The sequence below is a fragment of the Rothia sp. ZJ1223 genome (genome assembly GCF_016900985.1).
GTDB lineage: Bacteria > Actinomycetota > Actinomycetes > Actinomycetales > Micrococcaceae > Rothia.
Window position 1 is genome coordinate 285,455 of record NZ_JAFEUT010000004.1, and the last position, 17,167, is coordinate 302,621.

Below are 17,167 nucleotides of genomic sequence, written 5' to 3' on the forward strand. Positions count from 1 at the left end.
CTAATATTCTTCATCAGCTATATAGCCGGTTTTTCACACGAAAAACCCTTAGATATCAAGGAATCGAATGTCCTTAGCGTTCTGCTGAATAAACTCACGACGCGCCTCCACGTCTTCACCCATCAGCACAGAGAAAATCTGATCAGCGGCAGCAGCATCGGTCATGGTCACCTGCAGCAGGGTGCGCTTCTCGGGATCCATAGTGGTTTCCCACAGCTCCGAGTAGTCCATCTCGCCCAGACCCTTGTAACGCTGAATGCCGTTATCCTTGGGCAGGCGCCAGCCCTTTGCCTGACCGGCGCGCAAAGCCTCATCGCGCTGCGCGTCCGTATACACGTAATCATGTGGCGCGTTCGACCACTTAAGACGGTAGAGCGGAGGCTGTGCCAGGTACACGTAGCCAGCTTCAATAAGCGGACGCATGAACCTAAAGAGCAGGGTCAGCAGCAAGGTGGTGATGTGCTGACCGTCGACGTCAGCATCAGCCATCAAAATTACCTTATGATAGCGCGCCTTTTCGATATCGAACTCATCACCAATGCCGGTACCGAAAGCGGTAATCATCGACTGAATTTCGGAGTTGGAGAGGGCGCGGTCAATGCGAGCGCGCTCAACGTTGAGGATCTTACCGCGCAGGGGCAAAATCGCCTGGGTTACAGGGTCTCGACCCTGCACCGCTGAACCTCCCGCGGAGTCACCCTCCACCATAAAGATTTCAGAGATGCTGGGTTCTTTCGATGAGCAGTCCTTGAGCTTACCGGGCATAAAGCCTGATTCGAGCAGACCCTTGCGGCGGGTGGTCTCGCGTGCCTTACGCGCAGCAATACGAGCCTGGGACGCGGTAATAGCACGGCGGATAATCTCTTTAGCAGTGCTGGGGTTACGCTCAAACCAGTCACCCAAGTGATCCATCATGGCGCGCTGCACAAAGGATTTCGCTTCAGAGTTACCCAGCTTGGTCTTAGTCTGACCCTCAAACTGAGGTTCTGAAATCTTGACCGAGACAACCGCGGTCAGACCCTCGCGAACGTCCTCACCGGTGAGGTTATCGTCCTTTTCACGCAGTAGCTTGTTCTCGCGGGCGTAACGGTTAATCAGGGTGGTCAGTGCGGTACGGAAGCCCTCTTCATGGGTACCGCCCTCGTGAGTGTTAATGGTGTTGGCGTAGGTATGTACCGACTCTTTATAAGAAGAAGTCCACTGCATCGCGACCTCAAGGGTCATCACACGCTCGGTATCTTCACCCTCAAAGTCGATAACCTCTTCATTCACCACGGTCAGATTCTTGGACTCATTCAAGAACTTCACGTAGTCCAACAAACCGTTTTCGTAGAGGTAGGTAACGGTCTTGTACCCATCGTCGCTTGCGCCCACCTGGTTCAGGGGAATTTCTTTAGCGGCTTCGTCATCGCCAGCAACCTCGTCCTTTTCAAACTGCTCACGCTCATCAGTAAGAGCAATGGTAAGACCCTTGTTGAGGAACGCCATCTGTTGAAAACGCGCACGCAGGGTTTCAAAATCGAAATCTACGGTCTCAAAAATTGAGGCATCGGGGTAGAAAGTCTGAGTGGTACCGGTTTCATCGGTAGGCTCACCGCGGATGAGCTGCTGGTCAGTGTGACCGCCGTCTTTGAAGGAGATATTCCAGGAGTACCCCTGACGGCGAACCTCGGTCAGCACGCGCGTTGAGAGCGCGTTCACCACAGAAATACCAACACCGTGCAGACCACCGGAGACAGCGTAACCGCCGCCGCCAAACTTACCGCCGGCGTGCAGAATAGTCATGACGACCTCAACGGTGGGCTTATGCTCGGTAGGGTGTTCGTCTACAGGAATACCGCGACCGTTGTCTTTAACGCGCACCGCACCGTCTTTTTGAATGGTGACATCAATGCGATCGGCATACCCTGCCAGCGCCTCATCAACGGAGTTATCGACCACTTCGTAGACCAGGTGATGCAGACCGCGCTCTGTAGTTGAGCCGATGTACATACCCGGACGCTTGCGAACGGCTTCGAGACCTTCAAGAACGGTAATGTCACTCGCGCCGTATTCGCGCGGTGTTTCTTCAGTTGCCACTGTTTTTCTCAGGCTCCTTGTGCTTAGAAAGGCGCCCCAAACTCACAGCCACTTCTACACTGCTTGAAAACTGCCAACTGCCAGCAGTTATTTCAGGTACCGAGCAGTCGCTTAAACGTGATCGTTTTCAGCTTCGAAAGAGAAGGGCGCGCAGAGCGCACGATTACCTCTTACTCTACCGGATTGAAAGGGGTAAGTCCCGCTTAAAAGCCCGTAAATGCGGTTTTTAGGGCTTGACCCCCCGTAGCTGTAGGTCAAGACCTTTTGAGTCCTCAACACATCTGGCGGCTGTTTTTTCTTCTTTGGATGTTCGCGGTGGCTCACGGAGGCTCTCGCGAGGGTTCTGCCGTCCCATGCACAGAGCACCGCGAGCGCGCTCTATACAGGCACGTACGCCATCTACCCGTAGGTATCTCGCGGCCCACGCATACCCGGTGCAACGCGGCGTCCACGCTTCCATGAGGGGGTTTCAGGCCCAAATACCTGGATTTTCTGCACCACCCCCGCCCCCAGCTCACGCTCAAACACTTTGAGGATTTCATGAGTCATCATGCGCAAGTTCACTGCCTGCGGTGTCGTTTGACACTCAATCACCACCGTGGAGTCATTAAAGCTCACAGGACGCGCATAGGAGGCAAGGTGGGCACCCACCAGCTGTTCCCAGCGTGCCAGAACGCTAGAGACTGCAACAGGCTCCTTCCACCCGCGCGAAGCGATCATGGTTTCCATGAGTTCGGTGAGCGGTTTGGGGTCACGAGCACTCTTGCTGGGCCCCGAGTAACCCCCCAGTAGGCGGGGATCATGGGCATAAAAAGATCGCTTGCGCTTAGACCCCGGAGTGGCACTCATCGCCGCACCAAAATCCCGGATCAGCTTCTTTGACGCCGCCTTATTCAGACGTCCTTCTCCGCGAGCTGTCGCGCTCATACGCAATCTGTTGAGCAAAGCATGGGGCGCATCGACCTCATCTTCATAGCGATGCGGGTCTACCGGCTGGCTCATGGGCGCTCCGAAGCCTCGTGTTCATCTGTCGGTTCGCGGTGTTGGTTCTCAGGACGCGCAGGTTGCGCCTCAGCCCGCGGGGAGGGAGTGAGCGCATCCACCTTCTGCGCCTCACCGGTAACCACCTGCACCAAGCTCATATTTTCACGCAGAGCAGCGGGTATATCGGTGTCAACGGCGCAGGTAATCAGTACCTGCTCGGCACCGGCAACAATTTCACCCAGGCGGGTTCGGCGGGCGGTATCGAGTTCAGCAAAAACATCATCGAGCAAGAGAATAGGGGAGGCACCGGGGGAGGAGTTGTCACTCACATGCACGTACCAAGAGGCAAGGCGCAGCGCCAGAGCATAAGACCAGGTTTCACCGTGGGAAGCGAAGCCACGAGCCGGAATACCACCGAGTTCTAAAATCAGTTCATCACGGTGGGGCCCGACAAGGCTCACTCCGCGTTCTAGTTCTTCCTTCTGCTTTTCGCCCAGCGATTGCAGCAGTGCGCGCTTGAGATCTTCTACGCTCATGAGCGCTGCCCTATCTATGACAGTGGCGGTCACAGGGGGCAGGGCGACCGATTCGTAGGTGAATTCCACAGTCTTAGCACCGTCGGTCATCTCGCGATAAGCGCGCTGCAACTGAGGCAATAGCAGAGCCAGGACGCGCAGACGCGCCTGTACCAAGTGGGCACCGGCGTCCGCCAGCTGTTCATTCCAAATACGTAATGTATTGAGGTCTGTTACATCAGCCCTGCGGGAGCGCATGGATTTCAAAAGGGAGTTGCGCTGACGCAACACCTTTTCATACTCACTGCGGTATATATTGACAGCAGGTCGCAAGGCTACCGCTAAATCATCAATGAAACGACGACGGTAGACAGGTTCCCCCTTGATTAGCTGCAGATCCTCAGGAGAAAACAAAATCGTGTGGTTAATGCCCAGTGCTTCGCGAGCGCGGACGGGAGCTGCCCGGTTGATGCGTACACGGTTGCTTTTGCCCGGTGCCAGTTCGAATTCCATGATGGTCTGTTGCCCGCCGCGCACCACCCTGGTGCGAATATAGGCGCGATCTGCGCCCACCCTCACCAACGGGGAATCATTACTCACGCGGTGTGATGAAAGCTGGGCGGTGTAATCGACCGCTTCTAAAATGTTAGTTTTGCCCACCCCGTTAGAACCCAAAAAAACGGTGACACCGGGGGTGAGGGCGAGGTTCAGCAAAGGGTACGTGCGAAAGTTCATCAACGAAATATGGTCGATGTACATAGCACGTACCCTCTCTTTCAAAGATGTTGCTGCGCTTTATACCCAGTGGGAGACTACCGGGGTATTTCGCCTAAGCAAGTGGGCAATCACAGCGAAGTTGCGGTTACTGGTTGGGTAAGCGTACCGGCATGAGCAGGTAACGGTATTCCTTAGAATCTTCACCCAGCGGATCCTCCTGTGCTGAGAGCACAGCGGGCTTGGGGGGAGTAGTGAAGGAGAAACGTACGAACTCTGAGCCGAAAGCGTTGAGACCCTCTGACAGGTAGGAGGGATTGAAGGCCACGGTGATGTCTTCACCGGTGAGCTGCGCATGAATCTGCTCGGTAGCCTGCGCGTCCTCGCCTGTGCCTGCATCTAAGGTTAGCTGACTGTCAGTGAAGGCAAGTCGAACGGGGGTGTTGCGTTCAGCAACCAATGAGACTCGACGAACGGCTTCGAGAAGATCCTGGGTGCGTACTACCGCGTGAATGGGGGTGTTCTCAGGGAACAGGGCGCGAATCTTGGGGTATTCACCGCCAACCAGCAAGCTGGTGGTGCGGCGTGAGCCTGATTCAAAGCCGATAAGTTCTTGAGAACCAGAGAGTGCCAGGTTCAGATCACCGGCTGCACCCAATGTTTTGGCGACTTCGCTCATGGTTTTTGCCTTGACAAGCACAGCCGTTGAAATGTCGCTGGATTCCGGTGACCAGGTCAGCTCACGCATTGCCAGACGATAACGGTCGGTTGCAAGCAGGGTGATGGTGTCGCCCTCAATTTCCATGCGGATGCCGGTGAGAATGGGCAGGGTGTCATCTTTGGATGCGGCAACGCCCACCTGCGCGACAGCGCGTGCGAAGGTGTGACCATCGATGGTGCCCGAGATATTGGGAAGAGCGGGAAGCTCCGGGTAATCGGCAACGGGCATAGCAGCCAAATTAAAGCGTGAGTTTCCGCAGGTCAGGTGAACTTTAGAGTCTACGACCTCGAAGGTTACATCGGTACTTGAAGAAGGCAGTGAACGAGAAATATCAGCCAGTAGACGACCCGACACCAGCGTGGTGCCTTCGGTTTCAACCTCAGCCTCGATGGTGAGCTTGGCGCTGGTCTCGTAGTCGAAGCTAGCAATAGAAACTGCTCCGTCTTCAGCCTTAATGAGCAGACCCGAAAGTACAGGCACTGGGGGACGAGGGGAGAGGGAGCGGGCAGTCCAGCTAACAGCATCTGCCAATACACTGCGATCAACAACAAACTTCACGCCAAATACCCCTTACACGGTGAACTTTCCGGCTACAACAACGAATCTATTTCAAGAGCAGCAAGCTCGATGTTTCAGTCTACCCGATTAAGGGGGTCAGAAAAGTTTGTAATTACCTAAATTTCTATCTCGACCCCTAGCAGTCACAGCCGAATCATGTAATTACGAAAAATCCAATCCCTACACCCCCGATGAACCAGGTAGCGCAGCACAGAATTTGTTATTTGGCCTTTTCTTTAAGGAATCGTAGTGTTAATAACCCCTGTGGATTCTGTGGAAAATCCCAGCTGAGCCCGTGAATCCGCGGAAAATGCCTGTTGATGGTGTGTGGAGAAAACTTAGTATCACTGTGCATGCATTGTGAATGGATATTTATACATAGGGAGCCATCCACACTCTTTGAATAAATATTCAAGAGTAGTCCACATTAAAGACCTGTGGACGCACACCTTATCCACAGGGTTCACATCACTACTTCTGGGTACGCTGCTCCTGCTTAATGCGGTTCGTCAGATCGGTCACCTGATTAAAAATCGTGCGTCGCTCCGCCATCAGAGTGCGAATCTTACGATCTGCATGCATCACGGTGGTGTGATCGCGTCCGCCCAGCTCTTGCCCAATACGCGGCAATGACATATCGGTGAGCTCACGCAAAAGATACATAGCAATCTGCCGAGCCGTCGTCAGCGTGCGAGTACGCGACTTCGACTTCAAATCATCGAGAGTGACATCAAAATATGTAGCTGTAGCCGTGAGAACTTGCGATGCCGTAATCTCAGAAGCACCATCGTCCGTAATCAAATCCTTGAGCACCAGCTCAGCCAGCGCCCGATCAACATCCTGCTTATTAAGCGATGCAAAGGCAGTGACGCGAATCAGCGCACCCTCCAGCTCACGAATATTGGTGGAAATATTCGAGGCGATGTACTCCATCACGTCATCGGGAACATTCAGATTCTCGTTCTGAGCTTTCTTACGCAAAATCGCAATGCGGGTTTCAAGCTCTGGCGGCTGCACATCGGTAATCAAACCCCACTCAAAGCGCGAGCGCATGCGCTCAGCAAAACCGGTGAGCTGCTTCGGCGGCATATCCGAGGTGATCACCACCTGCTTCTGGTGGTTGTGCAGGGCATTGAAAGTGTGAAAGAACTCTTCCTGCGTGTGCTCTTTGCCCGCGAGAAACTGAATATCGTCAATCAAGAGCATATCTACGTTGCGGTAAATCTGTTTGAAAGATGACCCCTCATCATCACGAATGGAGTTAATGAAATCGTTGGTAAATTCTTCAGAGTTTACGTAGCGTACGCGCAGACTGGGGTAGAGGTGCTTGGCGTAGTGACCGATAGCGTGCAACAGGTGGGTTTTACCCAGACCCGAGTCGCCGTATATGAAGAGTGGGTTATATGCCATGGCGGGAGTTTCTGATACCGCGAAAGCTGCTGCGTGAGCAAAACGGTTGGACTGACCGATGACAAAAGTATCGAAGGTGTACTTGGGGTTCAGACGCGCTGAAGATTCCCACTGGGCTGTGGACGCACCGGTTGCCGACGGTGCGGACGCGGCTGGTTCAGGTGCGGGTTCTGCGAGAGGTGCCTCTTCGTGCTGGGGGGCATCTGATTGCGGTGTATCTGATGAAGGAACATCCAGGGCGGAAGAATCAATATGCGGGGTTTGCGCCGCAAAATTAGGCGAAGACATACCCTGTTCTGCCTCTAAATCTTTGAGCGAGGGCAGGGTTCGCTTCGCCTGAGCATTGGAGCGGATCGCAGGCTCGGGCTGTACCTCTGCCACCGGTTCGAGGGGCTGTTCCTGCTGGGTAGGCACTGTTGCTGCGGTATCAGCGGTGAGAGCGGGGGTGATTGGTTCCGTTGAAAGACCGGTATCGATCACAAAAGCCTCGGAGGTACCTGCCCCAAAGGCTGTATCTAAGGCGTCCTTGAACTCAGCTTTAATGTGGTTCTGAAAAACATCGCGGGTGAGTTCGTTAGGAACAGCAATTAGCAACACGTTGCCCATGTGTGCCTGTGGTTGCGCTAAACCCACGAATGCCTTCCACCGCTGACTGATTCCTGAGTGTGAACGCAACAGACTGGTCGCATGCGCCCAACGCTGCTTCAGATCGTCATCGAGGTTCTCAACCATGGCTCACCTTTAATTCTTCGAAAAACTTTTTGAGGCTAGTCCACAAGCAGCGCACCGAATATCCACACAACTATACACAGGGTGGAAAACTTGTGATTTACCTGGGGTAAGTCGTATGGATACCGTGAGCAAAGCCTGCAAAAATCCGCGAAAACTTGTCATTTGTGGATGTTGATAGCTTGCCTGTGGATAACTTCCTTCCAGCATACGTGAAATTACAAATATCCACACCTGTTGATGACTCTGTGTATACAGCCTGTGATTAAAACGAGTACTCCCTAAACTTGACCCCACTACCAAAAATCTTCTAGAGTTGTCCAGTCGTATGTGTACAGGACTGTGCCCAATTTACTCGGTGTTAAAACCAAGAAAATAAGGAGCACAAGCGACCGTAGATCCGGGCGAAACCGTACACAGCAAGAAATTTGCGCGCGCAGTGTCTACAGAAAAACTTTTCTTCTGTAGCACCGTGAACGCGTGAAACAACCGAAAGACAACATCATGTCAAAGCGTACTTTCCAGCCGAATAACCGCCGTCGTGCCAAGAAGCACGGCTTCCGCCTGCGTATGCGTACCCGCGCTGGTCGTGCAATCCTCGCACACCGCCGCTCAAAGGGTCGCGCAAAGCTCTCAGCATAAGGTTTTCGCAGCTTAAACGGTGAAGCCCTCAACTGGTTCAGTTGGGGGCTTTCTCCTTATCACACTACTTTTCACTACCTCTACCAAGGACGCCCGTAACTCTTATGCTTGCCGCAGTACACCGCATGCGCACCAGAGCCCAGTTCGCAGTAGCAACACGCACCGGTGCCAAAGTAGGACGCAAAACCCTCGTACTGTACGCCGCGCCGGTAGAGCACACCCCAACGCTGGTGGGTTTCATTGTGTCTAAAGCCGTTGGTAACTCGGTAATGCGCAATAAAGTACAGCGCAAACTACGCCACATCAGTGCAGACTCGCTAAGAACCCACGCGGAGGGCTATTATTTTGTAGTAAGAGCTTTACCAGCAGCAGCCTCAGCTAGCTACAAAACGCTCAATAATGACTACACATCGGCGTTCGCTAGCGTCCTTGCCAAACTCAGCCCCGCTGAAACCACTGCAGTAGCACCACGCCCTGACGCTGCAGATGCACCCGTACCGCAGCCGCGAGAGGAGCTCTAATTTACCCATGGGCACCGCACCGCGCACCGCTGATACCAACGAGCAGCGATTAGAAGATGCACCCCACGAGTTCGTGCGTCCCACCTCCATTACCCACGCGCTGTGGAGTCTGCCCCAAAACACGCTCACTGCTTTTCTCAAGCTCTACCGCATGCTGGTCTCACCCCTGTACGGCAACGTCTGCCGCTACTACCCCAGCTGCTCAGCTTACGGGCTAGAATCAGTCACCGTTCACGGCACTTGCAAAGGCCTATCGCTCACGGTCAGACGCCTACTGCGATGCCACCCCTGGGCAACCGGCGGTTTAGACCCAGTGCCCGCTGGCAAACGTTCTTTCACCCCCGGTGAAGAACCAAAAATAATACTTTTGAACCATCCTGAACGCGTCGCCCCTCACTCATAACGGCACGCCCCCAGATACCCACCCAACCCTGCCAGAATAAGCCCCTGGCGTAGGAGATAACTTAATGTTTGATGCAATACTGTGGCCCTTCAAATGGATCGTTTCACTGATCCTGACCGGTTTCCACAACCTCTTCACCACCATCGGTCTTGATCCCTCATCCGGTTTGAACTGGGTGCTGTGCATCGTCGGCCTAACCTTGGTTATGCGTGTTCTCACCATTCCGCTGTTCTTGAAGCAGATCAAATCAATGCGCGGCATGCAGGAACTCCAGCCTGAATTGCTGAAGCTGAAGGCAAAATACAAGGGTAAGACCGACCAGCTTTCCCGCCAGGCAATGGCGCAGGAGCAGATGGCGCTCTACAAAGAAAAGGGCACCAACCCTCTCGCGTCCTGCCTACCCATTCTGGTGCAAATGCCCATCTTCTTCGGCCTCTTCCAGGTACTGAACGGTGTACCCGGTGCAGCTCGCAACAATGAGGGTATTCTCATGCTCTCACCGTCTGACGTCACCTCTTTCAATGATGCCTTCGTCTTCGGTGCGCCCCTGTTCTCCACCATGATGCAGCCCGGCAACGGCAACCACACCTCCACCATCGCCATCGCAGGCGTCCTCGTGGTTCTGATGAGCTTGACCCAGTTCATCACCATGAAGCAGCTCTCAGCCAAAAACATGTCTGACGCTGCCAAAGAATCCTCCATATACCGCCAGCAGCAGATTCTGCTCTACGTCTTCCCCATCATCTTCCTCATCACCGGCATTAACTTCCCCATCGGTGTGCTGATCTACTGGACCGTCTCAAACCTCTGGTCAATGGGGCAGCAGTGGTGGGTTATCCGCAACAACCCCTCACCCAACTCACAGGCAGAACGCGAACTTAACGCCCGCCGTGCCGCTAAAGGTCTGCCCCCCGTTGGCAAAACTAAAGAACAGCACGACCAGGAACAGGCAGAAATCCGCGAACGCGCAACCCGCGGTCAGCGAGTACAACCCGTTGGCAAAAAACGTCAGAAACAGCAGCTCAAAAAGAACAAATAGCTTCTAGCCTCTACGTTTTGCCTACCCCCTTTCCACCAGAAAAGAGCTTTGTAATGTCTGAAACTGAAATCTTCGACGAGATAGATATCACCACCCTCGAAGAGGAAGGCGACATCGCCGCTGACTACCTCGAAGAACTGCTTGATATCGCTGATATCGACGGCGACATCGACATCGAAATTCGTAACAACCGCAACTACATTTCGGTAGTAACCGACGGTGAAGAGAACGAAGACCTTCGAGCTCTCATCGGCTCCAAAGGCGAGGTGCTTGACTCCCTACAGGAACTCGTCCGCCTCTCCGTTCTCGCCTCCACTGGCAACCGCTCACGCCTAATCCTCGATATCGCCAACCACCGTGCAGGACGCCAGCAGCGCCTAGCTAAACTTGCAATGGACGCCATCACCTCCGTCCAAGAAAACGGCGAAGAGGTACACCTGCCCCCGCTCGGTGCCTACGAACGCAAACTTGTTCACGACCTCGTGGCAGAACACGGTCTCATCTCAGCATCCCAGGGCGAAGGACGCGACCGCCACATCGTTATCTCAGTCGAAAGCGAGTAACCAGTGAGCCAAACCCCCGAACTAACCGGTAGCGACCTCACCGCCGCACACGCCGTTTTTGGCGACCGTCTGCCCCTAGCGCAGCGCTACGTTGAACACCTCGCAACCAGCGGCATCGAACGCGGCCTCATCGGACCACGCGAAATGCCCCGCCTCTGGGCACGTCATGTGCTCAACTGTGCCGTCGTACAGGAACACATCGAACAGGGCGCCTCAGTAGCCGACGTAGGATCCGGAGCAGGGCTTCCTGGCCTCTGCCTAGCAATTGCACGCCCCGACCTCCAGCTGACCCTCATAGAGCCCCTAGAGCGCCGCGTCATCTGGCTCACCGAAGTCGTTGACGATCTGGGTCTTGAGAACGTCGATATCATCCGCGGACGCGCCGAACAAGCTGTCGGGCAGGTGGACGCCGACTATGTCACCGCCCGCGCCGTCTCAGCCCTGGTAGGACTGCTCGACATCACCCTGCCAATCCTGCGAGGCACCGGCACCCTGCTCGCCCTCAAAGGTCGCAGCGCAGCAGAAGAAATCACCAAAGCGAAAAAGAAGCTCAATAAGTACGGCGCTCGCGAGACCGAGATTATTCTCGCCGGCGAGAACCTGCTAGAAGATTCCACTACCGTGGTACGAGTGACGCTCTAACGTCTCTTTCTGTCTCACCTCAAGCCCACCGCCCCTTCGCAGGGACGGTGGGCTTTTTGCTAGCTACTGATGCCCCGCTGTCTCTAGTCTTAGGGGCGACCGTAACCTGAAGTAGTCGCTGATGTGCTCTCTACAAGAAACTTCTTCACTTCACGCGCAGCCTGCCTGCCCGCCTTGCCCTGCACCAATCACTATTGAAGTAAAGACATGTTGGTTGCTCACTGGCATCTCCTTATTTTCAAGATTTATACTTACGTCACTGTCAATGGGAGAACGTGCAAATTTATACCGTGTTGGGGCGGTTTCACGTGAAACACCCCTTAATATTCAGAATATAAACCTTTATAGGTTTTAAAAAATTATCTTGCTGGTGATTGTTGGACGTGCCGGGTAGTCTTAGAGAAACGAGAAACCGCTGCACTGAACCTACCCTGAGGGGGTGTGGGAGTGTCGGTTACCCCTGACAGTATTGAAGGAAAGAACCTCATGAGCGCAAATGTAAAGCCGGCGGATTTTGGTCTACCTCCGGAACCCACCTCAGATGCAAAAGCATCGTCACCCGATCGTGGCAAGCGTGTTTCACGTGAAACATTAGAAAAGATCGAGCGCTCATCATCGGCGGCAGCCAACACCCCGCTCGCCAAAGAGGCTGTTTCGGAACGCCAGCAGTTCGCAGCTCTCATGAAAACTGAAGTCCAAAAGCCGGCATCAACCCGCATCTTTACCATCTCAAACCAGAAAGGCGGGGTGGGTAAAACCTCAACCGCTGTTAACCTTGCAGCTGCCCTAGCGCTCAAAGGGCTCAACGTACTGGTAATTGACAACGACCCCCAGGGTAATGCGTCCACCGCCCTCAACATTGAACACAGCACCGAGGTGAAAAGTACCTACGATGTGCTCATCGAAGATCTGCCTTTGGCGCAAGTGGTCCAGCCCGCTCCCGACGTAGAGAATCTGTGGGTAGCCCCTGCCAACATTGACCTTGCCGGTGCCGAGATTGAACTGGTCTCGATGGTTGCACGTGAAACACGGTTGAAGTCAGCAATTTCAGATTACGCTGCGTATCGCGAACGTGAAGGGCTGTCTCGCCTGGACTACATCTTTATCGACTGCCCGCCGAGCTTAGGTCTGCTGACCATTAACGCGTTTGTTGCTGCCCAAGAGGTGCTGATTCCAATTCAGGCAGAATACTACGCATTGGAGGGCTTGAGTCAGCTGCTGAAGAATATCGGCATGATTCAAAAGCACCTCAATAGTGAGCTTCACGTCAGCACTATCATGCTTACGATGTACGACGGTCGTACCAACCTCGCGTCCCAGGTTGCTGAAGAGGTGCGCAGGCACTTTCCGAACGAGGTGTTGGGTGCCATGATTCCTCGTTCAGTTCGCATTTCAGAGGCGCCCAGCTACCAGCAGACAGTACTTACCTACGATCCGCACTCGACTGGAGCTATTGCCTATCTCAAGGCCGCCCTTGAAATAGCAAACAAATAAACAACTAAAAACAGTTGTTATTTGTAGATAAAGTCCTGTTTGATTCTTAAGAATCAAACAGGGCTTTATGTGTTTCACGTGAAACATAGCCCGCCACCGGCGGATCGTAGACCCCCCTTTTTCTCTGACTGCTTTAGACTTGAAAGGAAGAATTTTTCAGCAAGAGCAGGAGCTAAAGCATCGTGGCAGAAAAACGACGGGGACTGGGGAGGGGCTTAGGTGCTCTCATTCCTTCAGGTGACGAAAATACCGATATCTTCAAAACCGCAGAGCAGGAGCCGGTAGCGCAGAAGAGCCAGACAGAGCATCAGCAAGCTGATACCACGGTGGGTTCTTCAGCTACAGAAAAATCTGTCGAGCCTCGCATCTCAACCCCGAGGAAGACCCGTCAGCCTGAGACTGCGCCAGTTGAGCAAGCTGCTGAGAGACCCACTGAAAGCAATACTGTCGAGCCGGACGTGAATAAAGTATCGAAGTCTAAGAACAATGTTTCACGTGAAACGAAGAAAAAGCGTGCTGACATGGGAGTTGCCCTGCGTAGCGCCGGGGCAACCAAGCGTCCAGCCGACTTTTTCTTCGGCTCTGAGAACGCAGATACTCTGGTTCCCGTACCCGGCGCGAAGTTTGTCGAACTTAAAATCGCTGATATTCACCCCAACCACAAACAGCCGCGTATTGATTTTGACGAACACGATATGCAGGAGCTCGTACACTCAATCCAGGAAATCGGCATCCTGCAGCCCATTGTAGTGCGACCTAGCGAAGACACTAACGCTCCTGAGAAGTACGAGCTGGTCATGGGTGAGCGCCGCTGGAGGGCTAGTCAGCGGGCTGGTCGCACCACAATTCCAGCCATTATTCGCGAGACTAAGAACGTTGATCTCTTGCGTGATGCTCTGCTGGAAAACCTGCACCGTAGCCAGCTGAACCCCATTGAAGAAGCAGCTGCTTACCAGCAGTTACTGGACGAGTTCGGAACCACCCAGGAGCAGCTGGCGCAGCGCATCGGGCGGTCGCGTCCGCAGATTTCTAACACTATTCGCCTGTTAAAGTTGCCTGCGCTGGTACAGCGCAGGGTAGCATCTGGCGTACTCTCTGCCGGTCACGCGCGAGCCCTGCTGGGTCTCAAGAGCGCCGCAGAGGTTGAAAGAGTAGCTCAAAAGGTTGTTAATGAGGGTCTTTCGGTGCGTGCTGTTGAAGAAATGGTTCTCGCGGTGGGTTCCTCAGATTCTAAACCTGCACGCAAACCCGCACAGCCGCAGAAGCACCACGAGCGTCTTGACTACATAGCGGATGCGTTTGCAGACAAGCTCGACACGAACGTGAAGATTCAGCTGGGTGCGCGCAAGGGCAAGATGACAATTGAGTTCGCGTCTGTGGAAGATCTCAATCGTATTATTTCGGTGCTTGATCCGCAGATGGATTCCTAAGACCGGATTCTCCGCAGAAAACTTAAGCGGTGGGGCAGCATTGTGGATGCGTCCCCACCGCTTTTGTGTGTTCATGTTTCACGTGAAACACCGTGTGCTGTCTGAAATTTTGAGTGAAACCGACAGGGAGAATTGTCACTAAATCTTATGAGAGCCCATCGGTGGGTGCTGGGTCTGTGGTTCTTTACCTTTCCAGAAGTTTACGTCCTAGAGAATTGAAAGCCACCCTACCATGTGGAGGGCGAAAAATACAGAGTCGTAGGGCTGCCCGTAGGATTCGCTAACGTGAGGCTCTGTTGCTGCAATAGTGTGAATACTGGCTAGATTGAGTAGCCCCCCGACTGCCAGTAGGAGAAAAACGCCAATTATCGGTTCGAGAATGAGAGCGTTGAAAGAACCGATGTAAAGAGCAGAATGCCCCAGCCACGCAGTGAGTGACCTAAGAAGAACTCGTGGGTGCCTAGGTATCCCTGCCAGCAGGCTATCTGGTATGCCCTGAACCTGGTGCGAATGAGGGGCTTAGACCTGAAATCGTCAAAATCCTCGTAACGGGGTACATAGTTGCCCATACTCACTAGCTTATAGGCAGTTCTTGATGGATGCTTCTCTGGGACGCTTGCGGATCGTCCTTTCCACTGGCAACGCTTTATCACAAAGAATTGTCTATGTGTAAGGTCGGGATATAAAAGTTTTTATAAGCATTTTAATAGAATGTAAATTCTATTTTTTATAAAATACACCGTGAAAAGTTTTAAATATTTTTTAATGACTATGCTTGCTGTCATTAAGTTTTCTGCCTGATGATTAGAATTATTTGTAAAATTCTCAATTGAAATCATAGTTTCTTTAATTTTTTACACTTCTTCTATACAAGAAAATTATAAGAGAGATATAAATAACATAAGTTATTTAAATTTTATTCATAAGGTAGGTGAAAACAACTAAAGATGGACGCGCGGGAAATGCCAACTGGTTGGCACCGGGAACAAAATCAACCAGTGGATGAATAATTTTGTTCCCGGTGCCGGTGGGTTTCTGTAGGTTTATTCAAAGTCCTACCAGTAGCATAAAATACCAACCCTCGCCCCACCGCAAACACCCCAGTATACAAGGGTAAGCGGCCGCCGAAATCCCTTATGGATAACCCTCCTGTGAGCCGGGATGTGAATTGCCTTGTGAGCGTCGGCGAACTAGGTAAGAAGGTTAGTTCACCGTTGCCGCGTTCGGAGCTGTTTATATGACTTTTGAGTAAACCTTATAATCTATCTGTTGGTGAATGGCTCTCTCTGCCCCGCTTCGCTGTCAAGTTTTTAGTAACACCCGGATGCATTCGATGCGTAGGAGTCGTATCTTATGATCCTGTCAGGTTTTTTAGGGTTGCGTATAATAAAACCCTCCACTTTTATATAGAAGTGGAGGGTTTTTGTTTTTGGCAGATTGTTAAACCTGCGAAGCTTTCTTTTTACCCATGCGTTCGTGGATAACCCACTGGTAAAGACCCATGCAGATGCCGCCACCAACAATATTTCCGAGAGTTACCGGAATAAGGTTAGAGAAGATAAAAGCGGTCCAATTCAGGGTGGGATCATCGCTAATAAAAATAGCGTAAGGAATAAGGTACATATTCGCTACAGAGTGCTCGAAACCGAGAGCCACGAAAGCCGTGATGGGGCCAAGTGCTGATGCGAGCTTGTCAAAAGTGGTGCGTCCTGACAGTGACATAAAAACAGCTACGCACACCAGGAAGTTAGCGCCGATGCCCAAAGCAAAAGCCTGACCCCAGGAATATGACGTCTTTATCATTGCGGTGCCAATAATGGTTTCGCCCCAGCCGCCATCGTTGCGCAGGTGCAAGCCACCGTAGTAGCACAGCGCTACAACCATCATGGAGCCAATAAAATTGCCACCGTAGGAGCACAGCCAGTGACGTGCCCAGTTGAACCACGAGATGCGCCCTGACAGGCGAGCAGTGAGGCTCATTGTGGTGGAGGTAAAAAGCTCAGCGCCGGTAATAATTACCATCATGATGCCCACCGAGAATGTGGCACCACCAATGAGTTTCAAAATGCCCTGGGGGACGATGGAACCAGCGCCGGTAATGGTGTTGATGTAAAAAGCGAAGCCAAGAGCGATGAACGCGCCGCCAGCTAGTGCCTGAGTGATGAGTTTGAGGGTGGGTGTTTCTGCCTTCGTCTCCATGGAATTGACGAGGGTGCTCACCATCTCAGGGGGTGTAAGTATGTTTTGCTGTGTCATAAAAATAAGATTAGCAAGATTTACTAGCCTTACTTATTTCGTGAAGCATTTATGCGGTTGGCATACACAAGCGCCCCCTGTTTCACGTGAAACAGGGGGCGCTGAGGGGTCAAGGAGCGCTTACTTGAGGTAGTCCTCGAACTCCTTGAGCAGAACAGGCTTGGGCTTAGCACCTACGGTCTGCTTATCTACTTCGCCGTCTTTGAAGACATAGATTGCGGGAATAGAGGTGATGCCGTATTTCATGGCGGTTGCCTGGTTAGCTTCAACATCGACCTTGACAACCTTGACTTTACCTTCGTGCTCGCCAGCGATTTCATCGAGTACGGGGCCAACCATGCGGCAGGGACCGCACCATTCAGCCCAGAAGTCTACGATCACGGGGATATCTGACTTTAAAACTTCTTCACCAAAGGTTGAATCGGTAACTGCGAGAGCTTTGCTCATTATCTACTCCTAGAGGTTGT

Annotated in this window: 16 protein-coding genes; 8 read left to right on the forward strand and 8 right to left on the reverse strand. The window is 52.8% G+C overall.

Annotated features, from left to right (window positions below):
- Positions 1–48: 48 nt before the first annotated feature.
- From gyrB to dnaA, 5 genes are all read right to left on the reverse strand, one after another.
- Entirely contained in the window at positions 49–2,079 is a 2,031-nt protein-coding gene (gene gyrB / locus JTP09_RS07220) for a DNA topoisomerase (ATP-hydrolyzing) subunit B (RefSeq protein ID WP_204877767.1), read from the reverse strand.
- A 399-nt stretch (positions 2,080–2,478) separates the two neighbouring features.
- Positions 2,479–3,081 carry a DUF721 domain-containing protein gene (locus JTP09_RS07225; RefSeq protein ID WP_239478985.1) on the reverse strand — a complete coding sequence of 201 codons (603 nt, stop codon included), beginning with the start codon at positions 3,079–3,081 and terminating at the stop codon, positions 2,479–2,481.
- A complete protein-coding gene (gene recF / locus JTP09_RS07230) occupies positions 3,078–4,337 on the reverse strand; it encodes a DNA replication/repair protein RecF (RefSeq protein WP_204877768.1) in 1,260 nt (419 codons plus the stop codon). Before recF ends, JTP09_RS07225 begins: the two co-directional genes overlap by 4 nt.
- Before the next feature lie 103 nt (positions 4,338–4,440).
- The gene (dnaN, locus tag JTP09_RS07235; RefSeq protein ID WP_204877769.1) at positions 4,441–5,571 is read right to left on the reverse strand and encodes a DNA polymerase III subunit beta; all 1,131 of its coding nucleotides are present in this window, start codon (positions 5,569–5,571) and stop codon (positions 4,441–4,443) included.
- 471 nt (positions 5,572–6,042) lie between these two features.
- Complete coding sequence (gene dnaA, locus JTP09_RS07240) at positions 6,043–7,713, reverse strand: chromosomal replication initiator protein DnaA (protein ID WP_204877770.1); 1,671 nt, start codon at positions 7,711–7,713, stop codon at positions 6,043–6,045.
- 501 nt (positions 7,714–8,214) lie between these two features.
- Here dnaA and rpmH point away from each other — a divergent pair.
- The 8 genes from rpmH (at position 8,215) to JTP09_RS07280 (ending at position 14,444) form a co-directional block, all read left to right on the forward strand.
- Positions 8,215–8,352, forward strand: coding sequence for a 50S ribosomal protein L34 (gene rpmH / locus JTP09_RS07245; RefSeq protein WP_204877771.1), 138 nt, complete (start codon positions 8,215–8,217; stop codon positions 8,350–8,352).
- Positions 8,353–8,456: 104 nt separating this feature from the next.
- A complete protein-coding gene (gene rnpA, locus JTP09_RS07250) occupies positions 8,457–8,873 on the forward strand; it encodes a ribonuclease P protein component (protein WP_204877772.1) in 417 nt (138 codons plus the stop codon).
- Between the two features lie 7 nt (positions 8,874–8,880).
- On the forward strand, positions 8,881–9,276 hold the full coding sequence (gene yidD / locus JTP09_RS07255; RefSeq protein ID WP_204877773.1) for a membrane protein insertion efficiency factor YidD: 396 nt from the start codon (positions 8,881–8,883) through the stop codon (positions 9,274–9,276).
- 64 nt (positions 9,277–9,340) lie between these two features.
- Positions 9,341–10,315, forward strand: coding sequence for a membrane protein insertase YidC (gene yidC / locus JTP09_RS07260; protein ID WP_204877774.1), 975 nt, complete (start codon positions 9,341–9,343; stop codon positions 10,313–10,315).
- Between the two features lie 53 nt (positions 10,316–10,368).
- Positions 10,369–10,878: a R3H domain-containing nucleic acid-binding protein gene (locus JTP09_RS07265; RefSeq protein WP_204877775.1), complete on the forward strand. Its 510-nt coding sequence runs from the start codon at positions 10,369–10,371 to the stop codon at positions 10,876–10,878.
- A 3-nt stretch (positions 10,879–10,881) separates the two neighbouring features.
- Positions 10,882–11,520, forward strand: a complete 639-nt coding sequence (gene rsmG, locus JTP09_RS07270) for a 16S rRNA (guanine(527)-N(7))-methyltransferase RsmG (protein WP_204877776.1) — start codon at positions 10,882–10,884, stop codon at positions 11,518–11,520.
- A 681-nt stretch (positions 11,521–12,201) separates the two neighbouring features.
- Positions 12,202–13,014 carry a ParA family protein gene (locus tag JTP09_RS07275; RefSeq protein ID WP_239479073.1) on the forward strand — a complete coding sequence of 271 codons (813 nt, stop codon included), beginning with the start codon at positions 12,202–12,204 and terminating at the stop codon, positions 13,012–13,014.
- 182 nt (positions 13,015–13,196) lie between these two features.
- Entirely contained in the window at positions 13,197–14,444 is a 1,248-nt protein-coding gene (locus tag JTP09_RS07280) for a ParB/RepB/Spo0J family partition protein (RefSeq protein ID WP_204877778.1), read from the forward strand.
- A 365-nt stretch (positions 14,445–14,809) separates the two neighbouring features.
- Here the strand turns inward: JTP09_RS07280 and JTP09_RS07285 are convergent, their stop codons facing one another.
- The 3 genes from JTP09_RS07285 to trxA form a co-directional block, all read right to left on the reverse strand.
- Positions 14,810–15,013 (reverse strand): hypothetical protein, encoded by a 204-nt coding sequence (locus JTP09_RS07285; protein WP_204877779.1) that lies wholly within the window; start codon positions 15,011–15,013, stop codon positions 14,810–14,812.
- A gap of 871 nt (positions 15,014–15,884) precedes the next feature.
- Positions 15,885–16,700 (reverse strand): formate/nitrite transporter family protein, encoded by an 816-nt coding sequence (locus tag JTP09_RS07290; protein WP_204877780.1) that lies wholly within the window; start codon positions 16,698–16,700, stop codon positions 15,885–15,887.
- 120 nt (positions 16,701–16,820) lie between these two features.
- Positions 16,821–17,147, reverse strand: coding sequence for a thioredoxin (trxA, locus tag JTP09_RS07295; protein ID WP_204877781.1), 327 nt, complete (start codon positions 17,145–17,147; stop codon positions 16,821–16,823).
- Between the last annotated feature and the right edge of the window lie 20 nt (positions 17,148–17,167).

Coding starts and splice junctions, on each gene's coding strand:
- JTP09_RS07225 (WP_239478985.1), bottom strand. CDS start 3,081: ATGAGCCAGCCGGTAGACCCGCATCGCTATGAAGATGAGGTCGATGCG.
- recF (WP_204877768.1), bottom strand. CDS start 4,337: ATGTACATCGACCATATTTCGTTGATGAACTTTCGCACGTACCCTTTG.
- dnaA (WP_204877770.1), bottom strand. CDS start 7,713: ATGGTTGAGAACCTCGATGACGATCTGAAGCAGCGTTGGGCGCATGCG.
- rpmH (WP_204877771.1), top strand. CDS start 8,215: ATGTCAAAGCGTACTTTCCAGCCGAATAACCGCCGTCGTGCCAAGAAG.
- rnpA (WP_204877772.1), top strand. CDS start 8,457: ATGCTTGCCGCAGTACACCGCATGCGCACCAGAGCCCAGTTCGCAGTA.
- yidD (WP_204877773.1), top strand. CDS start 8,881: ATGGGCACCGCACCGCGCACCGCTGATACCAACGAGCAGCGATTAGAA.
- yidC (WP_204877774.1), top strand. CDS start 9,341: ATGTTTGATGCAATACTGTGGCCCTTCAAATGGATCGTTTCACTGATC.
- JTP09_RS07265 (WP_204877775.1), top strand. CDS start 10,369: ATGTCTGAAACTGAAATCTTCGACGAGATAGATATCACCACCCTCGAA.
- JTP09_RS07275 (WP_239479073.1), top strand. CDS start 12,202: ATGAAAACTGAAGTCCAAAAGCCGGCATCAACCCGCATCTTTACCATC.
- JTP09_RS07285 (WP_204877779.1), bottom strand. CDS start 15,013: ATGGGCAACTATGTACCCCGTTACGAGGATTTTGACGATTTCAGGTCT.
- JTP09_RS07290 (WP_204877780.1), bottom strand. CDS start 16,700: ATGACACAGCAAAACATACTTACACCCCCTGAGATGGTGAGCACCCTC.
- trxA (WP_204877781.1), bottom strand. CDS start 17,147: ATGAGCAAAGCTCTCGCAGTTACCGATTCAACCTTTGGTGAAGAAGTT.